This window comes from Pseudomonas syringae, assembly GCF_021606685.1.
GTDB lineage: Bacteria > Pseudomonadota > Gammaproteobacteria > Pseudomonadales > Pseudomonadaceae > Aquipseudomonas > Aquipseudomonas syringae_R.
The window spans coordinates 82,254-102,789 of record NZ_WKCB01000008.1 but is presented as its reverse complement, the minus strand read 5'-3'; the positions used below and the strand labels follow the sequence as shown (position 1 = coordinate 102,789).

The window sequence follows — 20,536 nt, the reverse complement described above, 5'->3', positions numbered from 1 at the left end:
GTGACCGCCGGTTCGATGCACAGTTCTGAAAATCAGTCTTCGAGCTTCAAAAGCGGCTCCTGAAAGCGCAGCAAACGCCCGGCATTGCCCAGTACCAGCAAGGTGCTGAGGTTATGCAGCACCGCCGCAATCATTGCGCCTGCGGCACCCAACCAGCCAAACGCGGCAAACACCACGATGGCCAGGGTCCAGCCCAAACCGATGATCACGTTGACCTGCAACGTCTGACGGCACTGGCGACTCAAGCGCACGCAGGTGCCCAGCCGGCGCAGGTCGCTGCCGATCAACACCACGTCCGCCGACGCCAGCGCGATGTCCGCGCCGCCCGCCCCCATGGCCACACCGACCACACCGGCCTTGAGCGCCAGGGAGTCGTTGATGCCGTCGCCCACCACCATCGGCCGAAAGCCGCTGCCGATCTCGCCCAATACGCGGTTGAGCTTGTCCTCGGGCAGCGCCTGGGCTTCGACATCACTGATGCCCACGTCCAGCGCAAGGCTGTCGGCCACACTTTGGCGGTCGCCGGTCAGCAGCAGTTGCCGGCCCAGGCCCAAATCCCGCAGTTCCTGTAGGGCCTGACGCGCTTCCGGCTTGACGCTGTCGGCCAGCAACAGCCAGGCCAGAAACTCGCCATTCAGCGCCAGCCCGGCGATCGGGCCGTCGTGGTTGGGGACGGCGGTGGTGACGATGCCCAAGTGTTCGAACAACTCCGGCCGCCCCAACGCAGCCTCGCCCTGCGCGGTCTGTGCCACCACGCCCAGTCCCTGGCGTTCGCGAATATCGGTCAGCGCCAGCAACTGCGCCTGCGTCGCCAACCCTGCCAGGGCCCGGCTGACCGGGTGACTGCTGGCCGAGCCGAGGCTGGCCGCCAGGTTCAGCACCACTTGGCGGTCCGGCGCGCTGGTCTCGATGGACTGCAAACGCAGGGTGCCAAAGGTCAGGGTGCCGGTTTTGTCGACCACCAGCGAGGTCAGGTCCGCCAGCTCCTCGAGGAACGCCGAGCTGCGAATCAAAATGCCGTGGCGCGCCGCCACCGCAATCCCGGCAATCGCCGTGGCCGGTGCCGACAGCACCAAGGCACAGGGGCACGCAGCTACCAGCACGGCCAGCATGGCCTGAGCATCGTTGGTCACAAACCAGGTCACCGCCGCCAGCAACAGCACCAGCACCATATAGCTGCCGGCGTAACGCTCCAGCAGCCGCGTGATGGGCGGCTTGGAACGCTCGGCGTTCTGCATCAGCGCGATGACTTTGCCCAGGGTCGACTCATTACCGGTACGGGTCACCTCCAGGCGCAACAGGCCATCGAGGTTGATCGCGCCGCCGAACACCTGCACACCCGCACGGGCTTCCAATGGCACCGACTCGCCGGTGATCGGCGCCGTGTCCAGGCTCGCCTGGCCGGACAGCACCACGCCATCGGCAGGCACCCGGTCACCGGCGCGCACTTCAACGATATCGCCGGTACACAGCGTGCCGTTGTCCACTTCAACAATGCTGCCGTCCGCCTGCACCCGCCGCGCATGGCTGCGAGTCAGCTTGCCGAGGGCATGGATCGCCTCTTGCGAGCCGATCACGCTGCGCTCTTCCAGCACATGGCCAAAGATCATGATGATCGGCAGCAACGCGGCGGTCAGCAGGTCGCCGGTCGCCCACGCGCCCATCATCGCCAGGGCGATCAGTTGGTCGGTGATGCCATGCAGGCTCGGAAAGCGCAGGCTGTACCAGGCCGAGCGCATTACCGGCACGGCCACCAGCAGGGATGCCACGCCAAGCAACAACTGGCTCACGCCACTCTGGTCCGGCGCCAGCCAGCGCCACACCAGGCCCAGTATCAGCAAGCCCAACGCCAACATGGCCAGGGTCAATTGCCGGGCAGCGCTGCGCTGCTCGGCGGAGGTCAGCATGGGTGCACTCATTGTTCGGCTCCCTGGATGATCAAGCGGGAGTCGTCTTTAGGGTCGACCGTGGTCACAGAACCGGCCTGGCCGAGAATCCTGGGCAAGCGCTCGCGGTACAGGCGCAACAGCAGGCCCGGGTCTTTCACCTGGGCCAGGCTGGCGACGGTGGCGGTTTGCGCTTGGGCACTGGCCAGGCGTTCACTGGCCTGGGCATGGGCGACTTGCAGCAGTCGGTCGGCTTGCTGATTGGCGGTTTGGGTGAGCTTTTCCGCATCGGTGCGTGCATTGGCCACCGCCTTGTCGGCTTGCTGGCTGGCAGTCAGAACAGCATTGAAGGCATTCACCGCCGGCCCCGGCAGGCTCGACTGCACGTCAACGCGGGTGACTTCAATGCCCAACCCCACACCGCTGGAGGTCAGCGCCGCCAGGCGCTTGTTGATCCCTTGCACCAGATCGCCGCGCAGCCGTTCGCGCCGTTCGGCGGCGCCGTTGTCGGTGCCGATCAGTTCCGGGCGAGCCACCAGGATCGTGTCCAGGTCCCGCGCCGCCGTCAGAGCCACCGCGCTGCGCGTCACCAGGCGATCCAGCGCCGGCAACACATGCTCGCCCTGCAACACGAAGGCATACGGCTCGGTGACCTTGTAGAACACCCGCACATCCAGCTGTACCACGCCGGCATCACCGGTCAGCAGGTAACCGGAACCGGCCAGCGCGTCGCTCAACGGCGTGGCAAAGCTGGCCACGCGGTCGGCCTGGAGCGCCGCATCGGAACGCAACAGGTTGTCCACCCGCCGCTCGATCACGCGGTCCGCCGCCGGTAACAACACCACCTGCTCGAACGGCTGCGGCCAGGCCAGCAACAGGCCGGCATTCTGGATGCGGTCCAGCGCGCCAAAGTGCAACACCACGGCGCGGTTCTGCGGGTCGATCTGGCGCACATTGGAAAATGCCCAGGCCAACGCGGCCAACACCGTTACTCCATACAGCGCCAGGAAGGTCAGGCGTCCGGCCTGAATCCACGGGCTGTCCGGGCTGTGGCGCTCGGTCATGGCTGAACGTCCTTGGGCCCGTCCACCAACGCACGAAACGGCGCCGCGTCGGTGCGCAGGATGATTTTGGTGCCCGGCGTGACCACCGTGCCCAAGGTATCCAACGAGCGCAGCAGGTTATACAGCTGCGGGTTGCCCGCGTAGGCGCGGCCATAAATCTGCGCAGCTTCAACCCGCGATTGCGCTTCGATATCGGCGGCTTTCACCGTGGCATCGGCCTGCACGATGCGTGCATCACGCTCGGCGGCGGAGCGAATCTGCGCCGCCTCACGCTTGCCCACGGCGGTGCGTTCGGTGGCGATGGTTTCGCGCTCGGCGCGCATGCGGTCGACCGTGGCCGTGAGCGTCACCGACGGCAACGTCAGCCGCTCGATGCCGACCTGTGCCACACGCACGCCATAGGTGGTGAGCAATTGTTGATCAATCTGCGCACGCAACTGCGCTTCGAACTCGGCAATGCGCACTTGGCTGGCGTCGGTGTTGATCAGGCTGGACAGGTCAAAGCTCGCCGCCGTGGTTTCCAGCGCCGAGCCGACAAAGGTTCGAATCTGCCGCGCCGCTTCATCCGGCTGGTTCTGCACCGCGCGCATAAAGCGTTGCACATTCTCGGCATCGCCCTGCACCTGCCACGCCACGTAGGCCTGCACGATAATGCGCAGGCCATCGCGGGTGCCCACATCCTGCAAGCCGCTGGACGTGGTACGCAGGCGCAAGTCCACCGGGATCGCGGCTTCGAACGGCGCCGGCCAGCGCCAGCCCAGGCCCGGTTCCAGCAGCACCCGTGACGGGTTGCCGAAGCGAGTAATCACCGTGGCCTCACCGGAGCGCACTTGCACCAGGCTCGCCGCTGCCACGGCAAACAACACGAGCAGCAGCGCCCAGGCCATGCGCCGCCAAGGGAAAGGCCCGGCAGCCTGTGCATCGCCATGATGGTGGTGGTGGTGATGGCCATGATGATGACCGTGATCGTGAGAATGAGCGCTCAACAGACAGACTCCTTATTGAACGGCTTTACGCGGCGCCGAGGGATCGGCCGGCAAGGTAAAGGAACGCAGATCGATCGTCGGTGCGCCGTCGGCGCCCAGGCGGTGATCCAGGATAAGCAACTTGGCGTGGGCCAGGCCCTGGCTGAGTTGGCCGAGATACTGCTCCAGCACGAAAGCCTGGCCAGCCGCGGCGTAGGCTTTTTGTTCGGCGGCAAAGCGCAGGTCGGCCGCCTGGGCGCCAGCGCTTACCTCGCGGGCGGTGGCCACGGCCTGGTCACGGGCGGTGCTGGCTTGCAGCAAGGCCTGGTTAGTCTGTTCGCTGGCGGCGCCGCGCTCGCGGGAGATCAATGCCTGGGCGCCAATCTGCGCGGCTTGCACACCGTGGTAGGCGTTGGCGGCACCGGCCGGTGGGTGGATGGCTTCCACCACAGTCGCCAGAATCTCTACACCGCTGTCGAGCTGTTGCAGGTCCGCCTGCACGGCGCGGCCGATTTCGTCGGCGAGGCGGGTGCGCTGTTCGCCGAGCAATTCGTCGAGGGTGCGCGAGGCAAAGTCATGCACCAGGATGCGGCTGGCGGTGCTGCGGATCAGGGTCGGCACATCCGCGCTATTGTAGGTAGCGGCCAGGGCGGCCTGGTCGGTCAGGCCGATACGGTAGACAAAACGCACATCCATATTGACGATCTGGAAGCTCTGCTTGTCGCCGCTGCTGCTGGCGATTACCTGGGATTTGTCATTCACATGGCTGGCGTCCCATAACCGATTGGCAATCGCCGGCGGCGGGCCTTCGGCAGGCGCCAGATCGGGCTTCGCGGCTTCACCGACACTGGTGGCCAGCTCATGCACCACGCCGTTTTCCACGCTAATGACGCGGCCCAGAGGCCAGGGTAGGCCGGTATGCAAACCGGGGCCGAACACCTCGACGGGTTTGCCAAAACGCTCATAAATCCCACGGCCTTGCAGGGCCACTTCGTGCACGCCAGTCAGCGCCCAGCCGAGCGCCAGCACCACCAGCAGCACCGGCAAAAACGCCCGGCGCATGTAGGTAAATGCCCAGATCTGACGCAGGTCGATGCCAAAGCGGTTGTGCAACTCATGCTGCAAAGCCAGCAACGGTTGCGGTGGCCAGCGCAGCAGGCCGGCGATAAAGCTTTGCGCCATCAGGCGCGGTTCAAGGCGCGGCTGGCGCGGGCTGAACAGCGACAGCGCACCCCTTAATAGAAACTCCACCGCCACCAGCGCTGGCAGCAGCCCGATCAGCACCGCCAGGCGCAACGGCCAGACGGACTCAGCCCCGGCAAACAGCAGGCACACTGCACTGACCAGCAAGCAGATAATCGCCACCCGGCTCAGCTGTGCCAACTGCGAGGCCTCTGGCCATTGCGCGGGGGTTTCCTGGGCCAGGCGGCGTTCGAATACCAGCAAGCCAAACGCCAGGGCCAACCCCAACGCGGCACCGACACTGGCCGATTGCCCCACCGCAGCGACTGGCAAGGCTAGGTTCCAGAACTCCATGATGCTGACCAGCGCCAGCAGCGCCCAGCCGCCGAGCCACAACACCGGCGCCCCGATCTGCCTGCCAACGCGCCCGACAAGGCGGGCGTAGCGGCCGGTGTCTTCAACCGATACGTCGGCCGCCGGCGGCTCCAACGCCTGGGCACGCCAATCGGCCACCCACCACGCCGACTGCAGCCCAGCCACCAGCACCAACAAGGCCGAAGCACAGTTGATCAACACCACCGGCCAGATCGACAACGGCGCAAACAGCGCGACAAACAACGCCAATACCCAGCCGGCAATGGCCAGTGCCGTCAGGCTGATCCCGGCTTGGCGCAATCGACGGGCATGGAACAGCCCTTGTTGAAAACGCGCGAGGCTCTCAACCGAGGCGCCGTCAGCTTCCAGATCCACTTGCATCCACTCAACGCCCGTCTGCACACAATTCGTTACGATATAACACGCAGCGTGAAATTTTTGTTCGAAAAACACCGTTTTTACAGACCCCACACACCCTGTGGGAGGGGGCTTGCTCCCGATGGCGGTGGATCAATCAGCACATGCATCAACCAGCAGACCGCTATCGGCAGCAAGCCCCCTCCCACATTTGCCCTTCATCGCGCTCAAGACCGTGACTAACCCCCCATAAACACGCGCTATCGCTGGTGCACGCGATGAATAATCGGGCACACTCCCAAGCAGTTTTTCGCGGGTTCACGGACAAGGAAGCGTCACCTCCCATGATTTCGATCTATCAGCTCAAACCGCGTTTTCAAAACCTGCTGCGTCCTCTGGTGCAGCGCCTCTATGACAACGGCACCACCGCGAATCAAATCACTGTGCTGGCCGGCGTGGTGTCGCTGTTGGTCGGCCTGTTGATCGCCAGCTTCGCCCAGTATGTGTGGCTGTTTGCGCTGATTCCGCTGTGGATGATCCTGCGCATGGCGCTCAACGCCATCGACGGCATGCTCGCGCGCGAATTCGGCCAGCAGTCGCGCCTGGGCGCTTACCTCAACGAACTCTGCGACGTAATTGCCGACAGCGCGCTGATCCTGCCCTTCGCGCTGATCCCCGGCGTGAGCCTGGCGCCCGTGCTGCTGGTGGCGCTGCTGGCGGTGTTCAGCGAATACGCCGGCGTGCTGGGGCCGATGGTCGGCGCATCGCGGCGCTATGACGGCCCCATGGGCAAGAGTGATCGGGCTTTCGTACTCGGCGTGCTGGCCACCGGTGTTGCACTGGGCTGGCTCGGTGCCGGCTGGGTCGACGCGGTGATGTGGCTGGTCGCTGCCCTGCTCGCCTACACCCTGGTCAACCGGGTGCGTCAGGGCCTCAAGGAACACCCAGAATCTTCCCCTTCTGCATAAGGATTTTGCGATGCGCGAACAGCAAGAGCACACCTTTGGTACCCATGATGGCGTCGAGCTTTTTTACCGGCACTGGCCGGCCAGTGCTGCAACGCAGGGCGAGCCACGCAAGGCCATCGTGCTGTTCCATCGCGGCCATGAACACTCGGGACGGATCGCCCACCTCGTCGATGAACTGAACCTGCCGCAGTTCGACTTCTTCGCCTGGGACGCCCGCGGCCATGGCCAATCCCCCGGCGCACGCGGCGACAGCCCGAGCTTCGCCACCAGTGCCCGCGACGTGCAGACCTTCTGCGACCATATCGGCGCGACCTATGGCATCGAGGCGGAAAATTTGGCGGTGATCGCGCAAAGCGTCGGTGCGGTGATCGCAGCCACCTGGGTGCATGACTACGCGCCGAAAATCCGCGCGCTGGTGCTGGCCTCCCCGGCATTCAAGGTCAAGCTCTACGTGCCGTTCGCCCGCCCTGGCCTGGCGTTGATGCGCCGGTTTCGCGGCAATTTTTTCGTCAACAGTTACGTCAAGGCCAAATTCCTCAGCCATGACCCGGAGCGCGTAGCGTCCTACGACAGCGACCCGCTGATCACTAAAGCAATCTCGGTGAATGTGCTGCTGGGCCTGTACGAAGCCGCCGACCGCGTTGTAGCCGATGCCCAAGCGATTCAGGTGCCGACTCAGCTGCTGGTTTCCGGCTCCGACTTTGTGGTGCATCGCAAACCCCAGCAGCAATTTTTCGAGCGCCTCGGCAGCCTGAAAAAAGAGCTGCACATCCTGCCCGGCTTCTTCCACGACACCCTGGGCGAACGCGACCGCGCAGTGGCCGTCAGCAGCGCGAGGCGCTTTATCCTGCAGAACTTCGCGCACCCGCTGGACCGCGCCAGCCTGCTGGATGCCGACAAAATTGGCGCGACCTGCGCCGAGTCCGAAGCCCTCGCTGCGCCGCTGCCACGTAATTCCCTGCGTGACCTGTACTGGCGGCTGACCCGCGCCAGCATGGGCCTGGGCAAGAATCTGTCGGACGGGGTGAAACTGGGCTTCGACACCGGTTTCGATTCCGGCAGCACCCTCGACTACGTGTACCGCAACAAACCCACCGGCAAGGGCGGGCTGGGGCGGATGATCGACACCAACTACCTCAACTCCATCGGCTGGCGCGGCATTCGCCAGCGCAAACTGAACGTCGAAGAGCTGCTGCGCCTGGCCATGGCCTCATTGCGCACTCAAGGTCGGGAAGTGCGCATCGTCGACATCGCCGCCGGCCATGGCCGTTACATTCTCGAAGCCTTGCAGGGCGTGTCGCCGCTGCCGGAATCGATCCTGCTGCGTGACTACAGCGACATCAACGTGCGCGACGGCGGAGCGCTGATCCGCGAGAAAGGCCTGGGGGATATCGCGCAGTTCGTCAAAGGCGATGCGTTCGACCGCTTGGATTTGGCGGCACTCGACCCTAAGCCGACGTTGGCCGTGGTGTCCGGGCTGTACGAGTTGTTTGCCGACAACGGCATGGTCGGCGGTTCGCTGGCCGGCCTGGCCGAGGCCGTGGAGCCAGGTGGTTACCTGGTCTACACCGGCCAACCGTGGCACCCGCAGCTGGAGCTTATCGCCCGTGCATTGACCAGCCACCGCCAGGGCCAGGCCTGGGTGATGCGCCGTCGCAGCCAGGCAGAAATGGACCAGCTGGTGGAGGCCGCCGGTTTCCGCAAGATCACCCAGCGTGTGGATGAATGGGGCATCTTTACCGTGTCCCTGGCGCAGAAGATCTGAGCATGCGCGAACCCGGTCTACTCAAACCCGCAGTTCTGTGGCTGCTGCTGTTGGCGCCGCTGTTTTTCAGCACCTACGGCTTCGCCACCTGGGTCACCAGCCAGCGCAGCGACGTCGGCACCCTGGTGTTCGGCTGGGAAACCCATATGCCGTTCTGGGCCTGGACCATCGTGCCCTACTGGTCCATCGACCTGCTCTACGGCTTTTCCCTGCTGCTCCCCAACAGTCGTCATGAACTCAAGCAACATGCGCTGCGCCTGCTGAGTGCCCAGGTGATCGCCGTGAGCTGCTTCCTGCTCTGGCCGCTGCGCTTCACCTTCGAACGGCCGGAGCTGGATGGCGTGTTCGGCTGGCTGTTTGCCGTGCTGGCGGGGTTCGACAAACCCTTCAACCAGGCACCGTCGATGCACATCGCGTTGCTGGTGATCCTGTGGGTCATGTACCAACGTCATAGCCAAGGCGTGTGGCGTTGGGTGGTGCATGGCTGGTTCGGATTGATCGGTATTTCAGTGCTGACCACTTATCAACATCACTTTATCGACTTACCCACAGGCGCCCTCGCCGGCTGGGTATGCGTATGGCTGTGGCCGCTGGAACATCCGAACCCGCTGCTCAATGCCCTGCTCACGCAGGATCGCCAGCGCAGGCGGCTGGGCCTGCGCTACGGCCTCGGCGCGTTGGCCCTGGCGGTTCCCGCATGTTGGCTTGGCGGCGCATGGCTGTGGCTGCTGTGGCCGGCCGCATCCCTGAGCCTGATCATGGCGAATTACTACGCAGTGGGCGCAACAGGCTTTCAGAAGCGTAACGATGGCCGACTCACGCCCGCCGCGCGCTGGTTATATGCGCCCTACCTGGCCGCTGCGTGGGTAAACTCAAGGCTGTGGACACGTAAGCATCCACAGCCCGACCTGATTGTGGATAACGTTTGGCTGGGCAGGATCCCCACCTCGAAAGAGCAAAGCTCTTACAAGGCCATCGTCGATCTGTGCGCCGAGCTGCCGATTAATCCACAGGGCCGGGCCTATCAGTGTGTGCCCGTGCTGGACCTGATTGCGCCTACGCCCGCCGAATGCCTGCAAGCCGCCGAGGCCATCGAGCGCCTGCGCGCCAGCGGCCCGCTGCTGGTGTGCTGCGCCCTGGGTTACTCGCGCAGCGCCACCGCCGTCGCCGCGTGGCTGCTACAGACCGGGCGGGCCACAACACTTGATCAAGCGCTGACTATTATTCGTACAGCGCGGGCCGATGTGGTCCTGCACCCCGCACACCGTGAAGCATTGGAGGGCTTAGCCCATGCCCGCTGATATGGAACTCCAGATTGTCGCCAGCCTGCTGCGTCGTGGCCGTTCGCTGGATCAGTTATCCACAGGCCTGACCCTGCTCGGCGTGTTATTTGGCCTGGCTCAGCTGCTGATGGCCAGTATCGCGCCGGTCTGCCTGCTGCTCAGCCTGTGGATGATTATCCTCGGGCTGCTGCAAAAGTACTGGGCACTGCGTGTGGCCTTTGATGCCGACCTGTTCGCCCTGCTGGCTCGCGACCTCGACCGTACCGCCGACCTCGACCAGGCCCTGCAAACTCTTGGCCTGCAATCGCCGAAACGCGCGGGTCGGCCCTGGGCCGAGCGCCGTCGCGGTGCGCTCAAACTGCTGCGCAAACAAGCCTGGTTGCTCGGTGCGCAAGCGCTGCTGACCCTGGGCGTGATCCTCGCCAGCCCTTGGCTGCCTTTCGCCGGATAAGGAATCCCCATGTTCGAACCCGTGGTTGCCACGTTGATTACCTCCATGGCCCGCACCGTCACCGGCGCCCGCAGCCTGTGGCTGGGGTGCGCGCCCGTGCCGGTGCAACGCATCTACTTCGCCAACCACAGCAGCCACGGCGACTTCGTGCTGCTCTGGGCTTCGTTGCCGCAGCAGTTGCGCAAATTCACACGCCCGGTGGCCGGCAGCGATTACTGGAACAAAAGCGCCTTGCGCCGCTACATCATCAACCGCGTGTTCAACGGTGTGCTGATCGACCGCGAACGCAAAGAGCCTGTGGATAACCCCTTGCAGCCCATGCTTGCAGCACTCGAAGGTGGCGATTCACTGATCATTTTTCCCGAAGGTACACGCAACCTGGAAGACGGCCTGCTACCGTTCAAAAGCGGCCTGTATCACCTGGCAAAAAGTTACCCACAGGCTGAATTGATCCCGGTGTGGATCGCCAACCTCAACCGGGTCATGCCCAAGGGCCGCGTACTGCCGCTGCCGTTGCTGTGCACCACCAGCTTCGGCGCGCCGCTGCAATTGGAAGACGGTGAAGACAAAGCCGCCTTCCTCGCCCGCACCCGCGACGCCCTGCTCGCCCTTGCCCCGGAGCATGTCTGACATGGCCAGCCAAACCCTGATGTTGTTCGGCGGGATCGGCGCGATCCTGGTGCTGGCCTCGCTGATCGGCCTGATCCTCAAGCTGCGCACGCGTGGCACGCCGAATGCGGTGATCGACAACCTCAACGCGCGCATCAACGCCTGGTGGGTGATGGTGGTAGTGATCGGCGTCGCCTTCTGGCTCGGCACCGGCGCGGTGATCCTGTTGTTCTACGCCGTGTCGTTCTACGCCCTGCGTGAATTCCTTACCCTCACCCCCACCCGCCGCAGCGACTACCCGGCCCTGGTGGCCGCGTTCTACCTGGCGTTGCCCCTGCAATACCTGCTGATTTACGCGGACTGGTACGGGTTGTTTTCGATCTTCATCCCGGTGTACGTGTTCCTGCTGCTGCCGATCCTCGCTTCGCTGGGCGGCGACACCACACACTTCCTGGAGCGCGCCTCCAAGGTTCAATGGGGCCTGATGATCGCGGTGTTCTGCGTGTCGTTCGTGCCCGCGCTGCTGACCCTCGACATCCCGGGCTACGAAGGCCGCAATCTGCTGCTGATCGCCTATCTGGTGATCGTGGTGCAACTCTCGGACGTGTTGCAGTACGTGTGCGGCAAGCTGTTCGGCAAACACAAGATCGCGCCCAATCTGTCGCCGTCCAAAACCGTGGAAGGCTTTGTCGGCGGGATCCTGCTGTCGTCCCTGATCGGCGCAGCGCTGTGGTGGACCACGCCGTTCAACCCGTGGCAGTCATTCCTGATCGCCCTGCTGATCAACCTGCTGGGGTTTGCCGGCGGCATCGTGATGTCGGCGATCAAGCGCGACCGGGGCGTGAAGGATTGGGGCCATATGATCGAAGGGCACGGCGGCATGCTGGACCGGCTGGATTCGGTGTGTTTTGCCGCGCCGATCTTCTTCCACCTCGTGCGCTACTGGTGGACCTGACACCACCGCTCCCTCACCCCAAGTGAAGATCAAAATGTGGGAGGGGGCTTGCCCCCGATGGCGGTCTGCCAGTCACCTAGGTACTGGCTGACACACCGCCATCGGGAGCAAGCCCCCTCCCACATCTTTTGTATCAAAGACGCTGTAAGATACGCCGCACTTAGCCAGGGAAGCTCACCATGTTCGATTCGTTCAAAGCGATCAGCCGCCGTCTTGTCGGCGCGTTTGTGACGGTGGTGAGGGCCATTTTTGGCCAATGGCATCCGCCATTCTGGCTGCGAGCCATCGGCCGTGGCCTAGCGAATCTGGGCCACAAGGCGCGTGCTTACCCGCGCCACACCGGTGCCGGCGTACTGGGACTGGTGCTGCTGGCCGCCGCCGGTTTTTACGGCTGGCACTGGTATTCCAACCTGCCGCAACCGCACACCGCGAGCTATTCGCTGCACAAGCCTAACCTGACCAACTACACCCAGCAGCCGCCGGTTGTGGATAACTTGCAGGTACGCTTTGCCGAGTCCGTGGCTCCGCTGGCGGCCATCGGCAAGCCGGTAACTCAAGGCATCACCCTCAAACCAGAGGTGGCAGGCACCTGGCGCTGGTCCGATGACCGCACCTTGCTGTTCGTGCCGGAAAAAGACTGGCCGGTAGACGCCCACTACAGCCTCGACCTGGCCAAGAAAAACCTGCTGGCCGACGGCGTACTGCTGGACCAATACACCACTCAATTTTCCACCCAGCCGTTCCGCGCCAGCCTGGCGCAAAACGAGCTGTACCAAGACCCGTCCAACCCGACGCTGAAACAGTTGGTAGCCACATTCCGGTTTTCCCACCCTGTGGATGAAGACAGCCTACGCAAGCGTGTCTCGGTAACCCTCGGCAAAGGCCTGGCCTACCGCGATGCCCAGTTGCCCAACCGCCCGGAAATCACCTTCGACGACACCAAGCTCAACGCCTACGTACGCTCTGCCGCCCTGGCCACCCCGCTGGAAAGCACACCGGTCAGCGCCAAGCTCGATGAAGGCATCAAGGCCCGCGACGGCGGCAACCCCAGCACTGCGCCGCTGGTGGCGGAAGTCACGGTGCCCGGCCGCTATCGCCTGACCTTCACCGGCGCCCAAGTCAGCTTTGTGGATAACGAGCGCGGTGAGCCGGAGCCGGTGCTGATGTTCAGCAGCTCCAGCGCTGTAGCCGACGACACCATTGCCGGTAAGGTCCAGGCCTGGCTGTTGCCGGAAAAAGCCGAGGACGACACTCGGCCCTACAGCAGCAACGATATCGACGATGCCCTGCTGGCCCGCAGCACCAAGGTCACGCTCACCCACGTGCCCAGCGTCGAGCCGCTCAATACCCTGCACGCGTTTAAATTCAAAGCACCAGCAGGCCGCGCACTGTATGTACGCGTGCCCGCCAACCTGGAAGCCATCGGCGGCTACCTGGCAAAAAACCCTACAGCCTCGCTGATCAGCATGCCGGCCTACCCACGCACCTTGCAGTTCCTGTCTGACGGCGCCCTGCTGAGCCTCAATGGCGAAAAACGCCTCGGCTTCATGGCCCGTGGCGTACCCGGCGCCCACGTGGAAATTGCGCGCCTGCTGCCCAACCAGTTGCAGCACCTGGTGGACCAGAGCAGCGGCAGCTTTGCGCGGCCGAATTTCGGCAACGAATACTTTGATCGCATGGTCGAGCGTCAGTCGCTGGATATTGCGCTGTCATCCAACGACCCGGCGAAAACCGTCTACGACAACGTTGACCTCAGCCACTACCTCACCGCCAATGGCGGCCGTCGCGGCATTTTTGTGCTCAAGCTCAGCCCACAGGATGACCCGGCCACGCGCACGTTCGAGTACGACCGCAGCAGCACCAGCGACCTGCGTTTTATCGTAGTGACGGATCTGGGCATCATCGCCAAGCGCTCCAGCGATGGCAGCCATGATGTGTATGTGCAGTCCATCGGCAATGGCTCGCCAGTCGCCGACGCGCAAGTCGACATCATCGGGCGCAATGGTTTGCCGGTCAGCAGCGGCCACACCGACGCCGAAGGCCATGCGCATTTCGCCAAGCTCGATGAACTGCGCCGTGAGAAAACGCCGCTGATGTATGTGGTGAGCCGTGGCAATGACCAGTCGTTCCTGCCGATTGCTCGCCAGTCCCAGCAGTTGGATTTGTCGCGTTTTGATGTAGGCGGTTTGGAGGAAGACGGTGCGATTGATCGCCTCAGCGCCTACCTGTTTACCGACCGTGGCCTGTACCGACCGGGCGAAACCGCGCACCTGGGCATGATCGTGCGCAGCGGCAACTGGAAAGGCGCCCTGCAAGGCCTGCCGGTGGAACTGCAAATCACCGACCCGCGTGGCCTGGAGGTAATCCGCCAGCCGCTCAAGCTGTCCGCCAGCGGTTTTGAAACCTTTGATTTCCCCAGCAGCGACGTCGCCCCCGCCGGGGACTACACCGCGACGCTGCAGTTGATCGGCGAGAAGCAAACCCGCACCGACCTGGGCAGCGTGAGCTTCAAGTTCCGCGACTTCGAGCCAGACCGCATGAAGGTTAGCCTGAGCCTGCACGACACGCCCGTGCAGGGCTGGATTCCACCGGACCAGGTGGTGGCCAAAGTCACCGCCATGCACCTGTTCGGCGCCCCGGCATCCGGTCGGCGGGTCAGCGCAAAAATGTCCCTGAGCCCGACGCTGGCAGCGTTTGATCGCTACCCGGAATACCGCTTCCGCATTAACGACTCCCTGGAAGAGGCCAGCACCGAAGACCTGGCCGAAACCACGGTCGACGACAACGGCCAGGCCGTGCTCGACCTCAACCTTCAACGTTTCGCCAGCAGCACCTATCGCCTGCAGGTGATGACCCAGGTGTTCGAGGCTGAAGGTGGCCGTAACGTGGCGGCGCAAAGCGCGCTGCTGGTGTCGTCCGCGCCTTACCTTGTGGGTGTGAAAAGTCAGGACTCGCTGTCGTACGTCGCCAAGGACGCCCCGCGCCAGGTGCACTGGCTGGCCGTCGCGCCGGACCTTACGCCGCTGGCGGTGGATGGCCTGACCAGCGAGGTGGTCGAGCACCGCTACGTGTCGGTACTGGTGAAACAGTCCAACGGCACCTACAAGTACGAGTCGCGCATCAAGAACATCAGCCAGCCGGCCTCACCGCTGGTAATGACCAAAGAAGGCGCCAGGCAGGCTCTGAATACCGCCACGCCGGGGGATTTCACCCTGCAACTCAAGGACGCCAACGGCAACCTGCTCAACCAGATCGACTACAGCGTGGCCGGACGTGGCAACACCTCGCGCTCCCTGGAGCGTAATGCCGAGTTGCAACTGCGCCTGGACAAACGCAGCTATGCCACCGGTGATGAAATCGCGATCAGCATCCGCGCGCCGTACACCGGTGCCGGTTTGATCACCATTGAGCGCGACAAGGTCTACACCCAGCAGTGGTTCAAGGCCGACAGTACCAACAGCGTGCAACATATCCGCGTGCCTGCAGGGCTTGAGGGCAATGCCTACGTCAACGTGCAGTTTGTGCGGGACATGGGTTCGGCCGAGGTCTACATGAGCCCGCTGTCCTACGGCGTGGTGCCGTTCAGCATCAACCTGGATGCACGGCGCATGGCGCTCAAGGTCGAAGGCCCGGCGAAGATCGAGCCGGGGCAGACCCTGGATATCAAGGTCAACGCCGACCGCCCGGGCCGCGCGGTGGTGTACGCGGTGGACGAAGGCATCCTGCAAGTGGCGCGCTACCAGACGCCGGACCCGCTGGGCTTCTTCTTCCAGAAGCGCGCACTGGAAGTCGGTACCAGTCAGATCCTTGACCTGATCCTGCCGGAATTCAGCCGCCTGCTCAGTGGCGCAGCGCCCGGTGGCGATACCGAAGGCGCCCTGGCCAATCACCTCAACCCGTTCAAGCGTAAACATCAGCCGCCGGTGGCGTGGTGGTCCGGGCTGGTGGACTTGCCCGCCGGTGAAACCGTGCTGCATTACCAGGTGCCGGACAACTTCAACGGCAAGCTGCACCTGTTTGCAGTGGCAGTGGACAGCGACAGTGTGGGGGTCAGCGAGGCCAATACCGACGTGCGCGGGCCGATCGTCATCACGCCGAACGTGCCCGCATTTGTCGCACCGGGGGATGTGTTCAATGTCAGCGCCGGGGTGTTCAGCAACCTCGACGCGGCCACGGACGTGAAGTTCGAAGTGCAAACCAGCGCTGGCCTGGTGGTGCAAGGCGACAAGGGCAGCACCTTGTCCCTGCAACCACGCAAGGAAGGCACGGCCGAGTTCAAGGTCAAGGTCGGCGAAACCCTCGGCTCGGCGGACCTGCGTTTTGTCGCGGTGCTGCCCGATGGCAAGCGTATCCAGGTGGCCGAAACCACCTCGGTCCGCCCCCTGAGCGAACACCGCGTAGCCCTGAGCCTGGGCCGCTTCGACAGCGCCAGCAAAGAGCTGAAACCCACGCGCGAGCTGTTCACCCAACTGCGCGACGTGCAACTGGGCGTCGCCGCTTCGCCACTGGTATGGGCCAACGGCCTCAAGCATTACCTGGATGACTATGGCTATGCCTGCACCGAGCAATTGGTGTCCAAGGCCATGCCGGCGTTGATCTGGGGCGGCAATGCGACGGAGGCCGAACACGCCTTCACCAGCGTCGTACGTATGCTGCGCCAACGTCAGAACCAGGCCGGCGGCTTCGGTTTGTGGGCGGCCAACCCGGACGTGGCGCCCTACGCCAGCCTGTACGCCACTGACTTCCTGATCGAAGCCAAGGAGCGCGGGCTGCCGGTGCCGGAAGACCTGCTGGTGCGCGCGAATGCCTATCTGACGGACCTGGCCAACGGCCCGAGTGAAGGCCTGTCGGAATTGCGCAACCGCGCCTACGCCAGTTACCTGTTGAGCCGTCAGGGAATTCTCGTCAGCGGCGCCTTGAGTGACATCCGCGAGCGCTACGAAAGCTACTTCAAAGACACTTGGCAGAACGACATCGGCGCCGCCTACCTGGCCGCGAGCTACAAGCTGCTCAAGCAGGATCGCCAGGCGGATACGCTGTTCCGCAAGGTCCCATGGCGCTCGCTTGTGGATAAGTGGGACAGCGACGGCCTGTACTACGACCCGCTGGTGCACGATGCCGAGCACTTGCACCTGCTCGCGCGGCACTTCCCCGAGTTGCTGGATGACGTGCCGGTGGCCTTGCTGGACAAACTCGGCAAGCGCCTCAACGAGCAACGCTATAACTCGCTGTCGGCGGCATTACTGCTGCGCGCTCTGGATAACTATGGCCAGCGTACACAGAGCGACATGACCCTCAAGGCCACCGCCTGGTTGGGTGACAAACAGCAACAACTGCTGGAGATGGCCGGCCAGCCGCCCCGAGCCGCCGTACCGGGCGCCACGCAAAAGCTGGTACTGGAAAAATCCGACGGCCCTGCGGCGTTCTACATGCTCAGCGAAGCCGGTTTCGACAAGGGCGCCAAGCTCAAGCCGATCAACAATGGCCTGGAGATCATCCACGAATACCTCGACCTCAAAGGCGAGCCGGTGAGCAAGGTGGTCGTGGGCGATGAGTTCCTGGTGCGCTTGCGTCTGCGCGCCACCGACCGTGAGCAAGTGCAGCAAGTGGCCGTGGTCGACCTGCTGCCGGGTGGCGTCGAGCCTGTGTATAACTTGCCGCCGGAGCCGGAAGCCGCCAGCTCCGAGGAAAGTGAAGGTGAAGAATCCGAGTACGTCGAAGCCAGTGACGAAGAGGCCGACACCTGGCAGGCGCCGATCGGCGAAACCGAGCTGAGCACCTGGCAGCCGGACTACGTGGACGTGCGTGATGATCGAGTGGTGTTGTACGGCACTGCGCTGCGCGACGTAGGCACTTTCGTGTACCGCGTGCGCGCCACCAACGCAGGGACGTTCAATACGCCTCCGGCCTACGCCCAAGGCATGTACGAAACCACCCTGCAAGGGCGCGGCAAAGTAGGCGAGCTTGAAATTACCAAGCCTTAAACGCCTGACGCCGCCGCTGCTGGTAGCGGCGGTTCTGCTGGCGGGATTGCGGCTATGGCCGCATGCCCCGCTGGAACAGGCGGTGACGTCTTCACGGGTGGTGCTGGCCGACGACGGCTCGCTGCTACGCATGACGCTGGCGGATGACGGCCAATACCGACTCTGGCTACCTCTGGAGCGGATTTCTCCTTCACTGGTCGAGGCCATCCTGCTCAAGGAAGACCGCAATTTCTACTGGCATCCGGGCATCAATCCCCCGGCATTGCTGCGCGCGGCCGTCGCCACCTACAGCGGCGGCCAACGTCAGGGTGGTTCGACCTTGAGCATGCAACTGGCGCGGCGCCTGTGGGATCTGAACACCCGCCAGGTGCCGGGCAAGGTGCAGCAGATGGCCCTGGCCCTGTGGCTCGAAGCGCGTTACAGCAAGCATGACATCCTTGAGGCCTACCTGAACCTGGCGCCCATGGGCGGTAATATCGAAGGCGCCGAGGCTGCCAGCCGGATCTACTTTGGCAAGTCAGCGGCGCAGCTGTCGTTGTCCCAAGCGCTGGCGCTGGCGGTGATCCCCCAGCAGCCGGGGCGGCGCGCGCGCTTTGGGCCATCGCTGCAAAACGCCCGCCTGCGTTTGATGGCCGACTGGCGCGAGACTTATCCACACGACCCGCGTAACGACAGTTTGCTCGACCTGCCGCTGGAAGCGCGCAGCCGCCAACAGATCCCGTTTCTGGCGCCGCACCTGAGCGAGCAACTGCTGGCCTCTCAACCCGGCAACGAACTGAACAGCACCCTCAACCTGCCCCTGCAGCAATTGCTTGAACGCCTGATCGGCGGCTTTATCGCCGAGCGTCGCAGCACCGGTGTGGAAAACGCCACGGCGATTCTGATCGACAGCCGCGACCAGAGCGTGAAAGCGCTGGTGGGCTCGGCGGATTACTTATCCACAGGCATCCAGGGCCAGGTCAACGGCGTGCTGGCGCGGCGCTCACCGGGGTCGACCCTGAAGCCTTTTCTGTATGGGTTGGCGCTGGATCAGGGCGTGATCCACCCCATGAGCATCCTCAAGGACATGCCGAGTAACTTCGGCTACTTCCAGCCGGAAAATTTCGACGGCAGTTTTATCGGGCCACTGACGGCGCGCGATGCGTTGATCCGTAGTCGCAATATCCCGGCGGTGTGGCTGGCCAGCCAGGTCAAATCCCCCTCGCTGTACGGCATGCTGCAACGGGCCGGGATCAAGGGCTTGCGGGGCGAAAGCCATTACGGCCTGGCACTCGCCTTGGGCGGCGGCGAAATGACCCCTGAGGAGCTGGCCCGGCTGTATGTGATGCTGGCCGGCGACGGGCATTTGCGGCCCTTGCGCTATTTGCAGGAACAGCTCCAGACCACTGGCGCCCAACTGCTGACGCCTCAAGCCGCGTTCATGGTGCGCGACATGCTGCGCCGCAACCCGCGCCCGGATGGCCTGCCTGGAAGCCAGTGGCGTACCGCCTGGAAAACCGGCACCTCCTGGGGGTTTCACGATGCGTGGAGCGCAGGCCTGGTCGGCCCGTATGTGCTGGTGGTGTGGGTGGGTAACTTCGATGGTCGGCCCAACCCAGCGTTTATCGGCGCCAAGACCGCCGCTCCGCTGTTCTTCCGCATCGCCGACGCCCTGCCCCTGGCCTTGCCCAATGTGCTGATCAAACCCGACAAGCCGCCCGCCGGGCTGGTGCGCATCAACGTTTGCGCGGCTTCGGGCGAGCTGCCCAACCGCTGGTGCCCATACACCCGCAAGACCTGGTACATCCCCGGCGTCTCGCCCATACGCGTGTCCAACCTGCACCGCCCGGTGCTGATCGACACCCGCACCGGCAAGGCTGCGTGCCCACCGTTCGAGGCGCAGTACACACGCGAAGAAGTCTTCGAATTCTGGCCCAGCGACATCCAACGCCTGTACCGCGCCGCTGGCCTGCCGCGCCGCACACCGCCCAACGTGATGAAAAACTGCCAGCCCAGCCGCATCAGCGACCAAAGCGAAGCGCCGCAGATCCGCTCGCCGCTGACCCAAGTGAGCTACCAACTGCGCCTGTCCCAGCCGCAGGAAAGCATCCCCCTGAATGCCAACGCCGCCAGCGATGCCGCGACGCTGTACTGGTTTGCTGATCAAACCTTGATCGGCCAAGGCCCGCCGCAAACCACGCTGAACTGGCGGCCGGGCAAATCAGGGGAGTACCGGTTGCGGGTCAGCGATGATCAGGGCCGCAGTGCGAGTCGCGGGCTGAAGGTGGAGTTTGTGCCTTAGGACGGGCTGTCGCACTCAACATAGTGTGATTCACCGCCTCCCGTTGCACCCGACAACCAACCCCACACAAAGCTCAGCGTCGTGCCCCCGGCATCGTCCACACCCACCGTGCCACGCGACCAGCCGGCCAGCAGTTGGCCGTCCAGCGTCAGGCACTGAAACAGCAGCTCGATAGTATCGGGGCCGGTCACTCGGCCGACTTGTTTACCCCAGCGGATTCGGCCGCCCTGGTAAGTGCCGCAAATCCCGTCAGCCTCGACGAGGTAATGAAACACCGTGCCACTGCCGGACAGCCCGTGGGTATTGTTGGCCACGGTGAATCGGCGGTTGTTAAGGCGTTGGTGAAGCTGGGAGGGGGTTTGCATCGAGGTCGCGTCCTTTCGCAGGGGCCTGGAGACCCGATGGGCCTCC

Annotated in this window: 13 protein-coding genes; 8 read left to right on the top strand and 5 right to left on the bottom strand. The window is 63.9% G+C overall.

The genetic code is table 11. The features are described 5' to 3' along the window. Positions 1-32: 32 nt before the first annotated feature. Genes GIW02_RS05565 through hflK (GIW02_RS05550) form a run of 4 tightly spaced genes read right to left on the bottom strand, consistent with a single transcriptional unit; the run spans position 33 to position 5,853 of the window. The gene (locus tag GIW02_RS05565) at positions 33-1,919 is read right to left on the bottom strand and encodes a cation-translocating P-type ATPase (RefSeq protein WP_236410558.1); all 1,887 of its coding nucleotides are present in this window, start codon (positions 1,917-1,919) and stop codon (positions 33-35) included. Then, positions 1,916-2,950 (bottom strand): protease modulator HflK, encoded by a 1,035-nt coding sequence (hflK, locus tag GIW02_RS05560; RefSeq protein WP_236410559.1) that lies wholly within the window; start codon positions 2,948-2,950, stop codon positions 1,916-1,918. The genes GIW02_RS05565 and hflK (GIW02_RS05560) overlap by 4 nt, the downstream gene beginning before the upstream one ends. After that, the gene (gene hflC, locus GIW02_RS05555; RefSeq protein WP_236410560.1) at positions 2,947-3,936 is read right to left on the bottom strand and encodes a protease modulator HflC; all 990 of its coding nucleotides are present in this window, start codon (positions 3,934-3,936) and stop codon (positions 2,947-2,949) included. The genes hflK (GIW02_RS05560) and hflC overlap by 4 nt, the downstream gene beginning before the upstream one ends. A gap of 12 nt (positions 3,937-3,948) precedes the next feature. Beyond that, complete coding sequence (hflK, locus tag GIW02_RS05550; RefSeq protein WP_236410561.1) at positions 3,949-5,853, bottom strand: protease modulator HflK; 1,905 nt, start codon at positions 5,851-5,853, stop codon at positions 3,949-3,951. 320 nt (positions 5,854-6,173) lie between these two features. Here hflK (GIW02_RS05550) and GIW02_RS05545 point away from each other — a divergent pair, with 320 nt between their 5' ends. From GIW02_RS05545 to pbpC, 8 genes are all read left to right on the top strand, one after another. After that, positions 6,174-6,797 (top strand): CDP-alcohol phosphatidyltransferase family protein, encoded by a 624-nt coding sequence (locus GIW02_RS05545; protein WP_236410562.1) that lies wholly within the window; start codon positions 6,174-6,176, stop codon positions 6,795-6,797. A 10-nt stretch (positions 6,798-6,807) separates the two neighbouring features. Next, entirely contained in the window at positions 6,808-8,562 is a 1,755-nt protein-coding gene (locus GIW02_RS05540; RefSeq protein ID WP_236410563.1) for a bifunctional alpha/beta hydrolase/class I SAM-dependent methyltransferase, read from the top strand. 2 nt (positions 8,563-8,564) lie between these two features. Further along, positions 8,565-9,863 (top strand): phosphatase PAP2/dual specificity phosphatase family protein, encoded by a 1,299-nt coding sequence (locus tag GIW02_RS05535; RefSeq protein ID WP_236410564.1) that lies wholly within the window; start codon positions 8,565-8,567, stop codon positions 9,861-9,863. After that, entirely contained in the window at positions 9,853-10,296 is a 444-nt protein-coding gene (locus tag GIW02_RS05530; RefSeq protein WP_236410565.1) for a hypothetical protein, read from the top strand. The genes GIW02_RS05535 and GIW02_RS05530 overlap by 11 nt, the downstream gene beginning before the upstream one ends. A gap of 9 nt (positions 10,297-10,305) precedes the next feature. Next, on the top strand, positions 10,306-10,926 hold the full coding sequence (locus GIW02_RS05525) for a lysophospholipid acyltransferase family protein (protein ID WP_236410566.1): 621 nt from the start codon (positions 10,306-10,308) through the stop codon (positions 10,924-10,926). 1 nt (position 10,927) lies between these two features. Then, positions 10,928-11,860: a phosphatidate cytidylyltransferase gene (locus tag GIW02_RS05520; protein ID WP_236410567.1), complete on the top strand. Its 933-nt coding sequence runs from the start codon at positions 10,928-10,930 to the stop codon at positions 11,858-11,860. 179 nt (positions 11,861-12,039) lie between these two features. Then, positions 12,040-17,844 carry an alpha-2-macroglobulin gene (locus GIW02_RS05515; protein ID WP_236410568.1) on the top strand — a complete coding sequence of 1,935 codons (5,805 nt, stop codon included), beginning with the start codon at positions 12,040-12,042 and terminating at the stop codon, positions 17,842-17,844. Next, complete coding sequence (pbpC, locus tag GIW02_RS05510; RefSeq protein ID WP_236410569.1) at positions 17,825-20,125, top strand: penicillin-binding protein 1C; 2,301 nt, start codon at positions 17,825-17,827, stop codon at positions 20,123-20,125. Before GIW02_RS05515 ends, pbpC begins: the two co-directional genes overlap by 20 nt. Here pbpC and GIW02_RS05505 read toward each other — a convergent pair. Then, positions 20,122-20,490, bottom strand: coding sequence for a hypothetical protein (locus GIW02_RS05505; RefSeq protein WP_236410570.1), 369 nt, complete (start codon positions 20,488-20,490; stop codon positions 20,122-20,124). The two genes, pbpC and GIW02_RS05505, sit on opposite strands and share 4 nt — an antisense overlap. Positions 20,491-20,536: the final 46 nt, after the last annotated feature.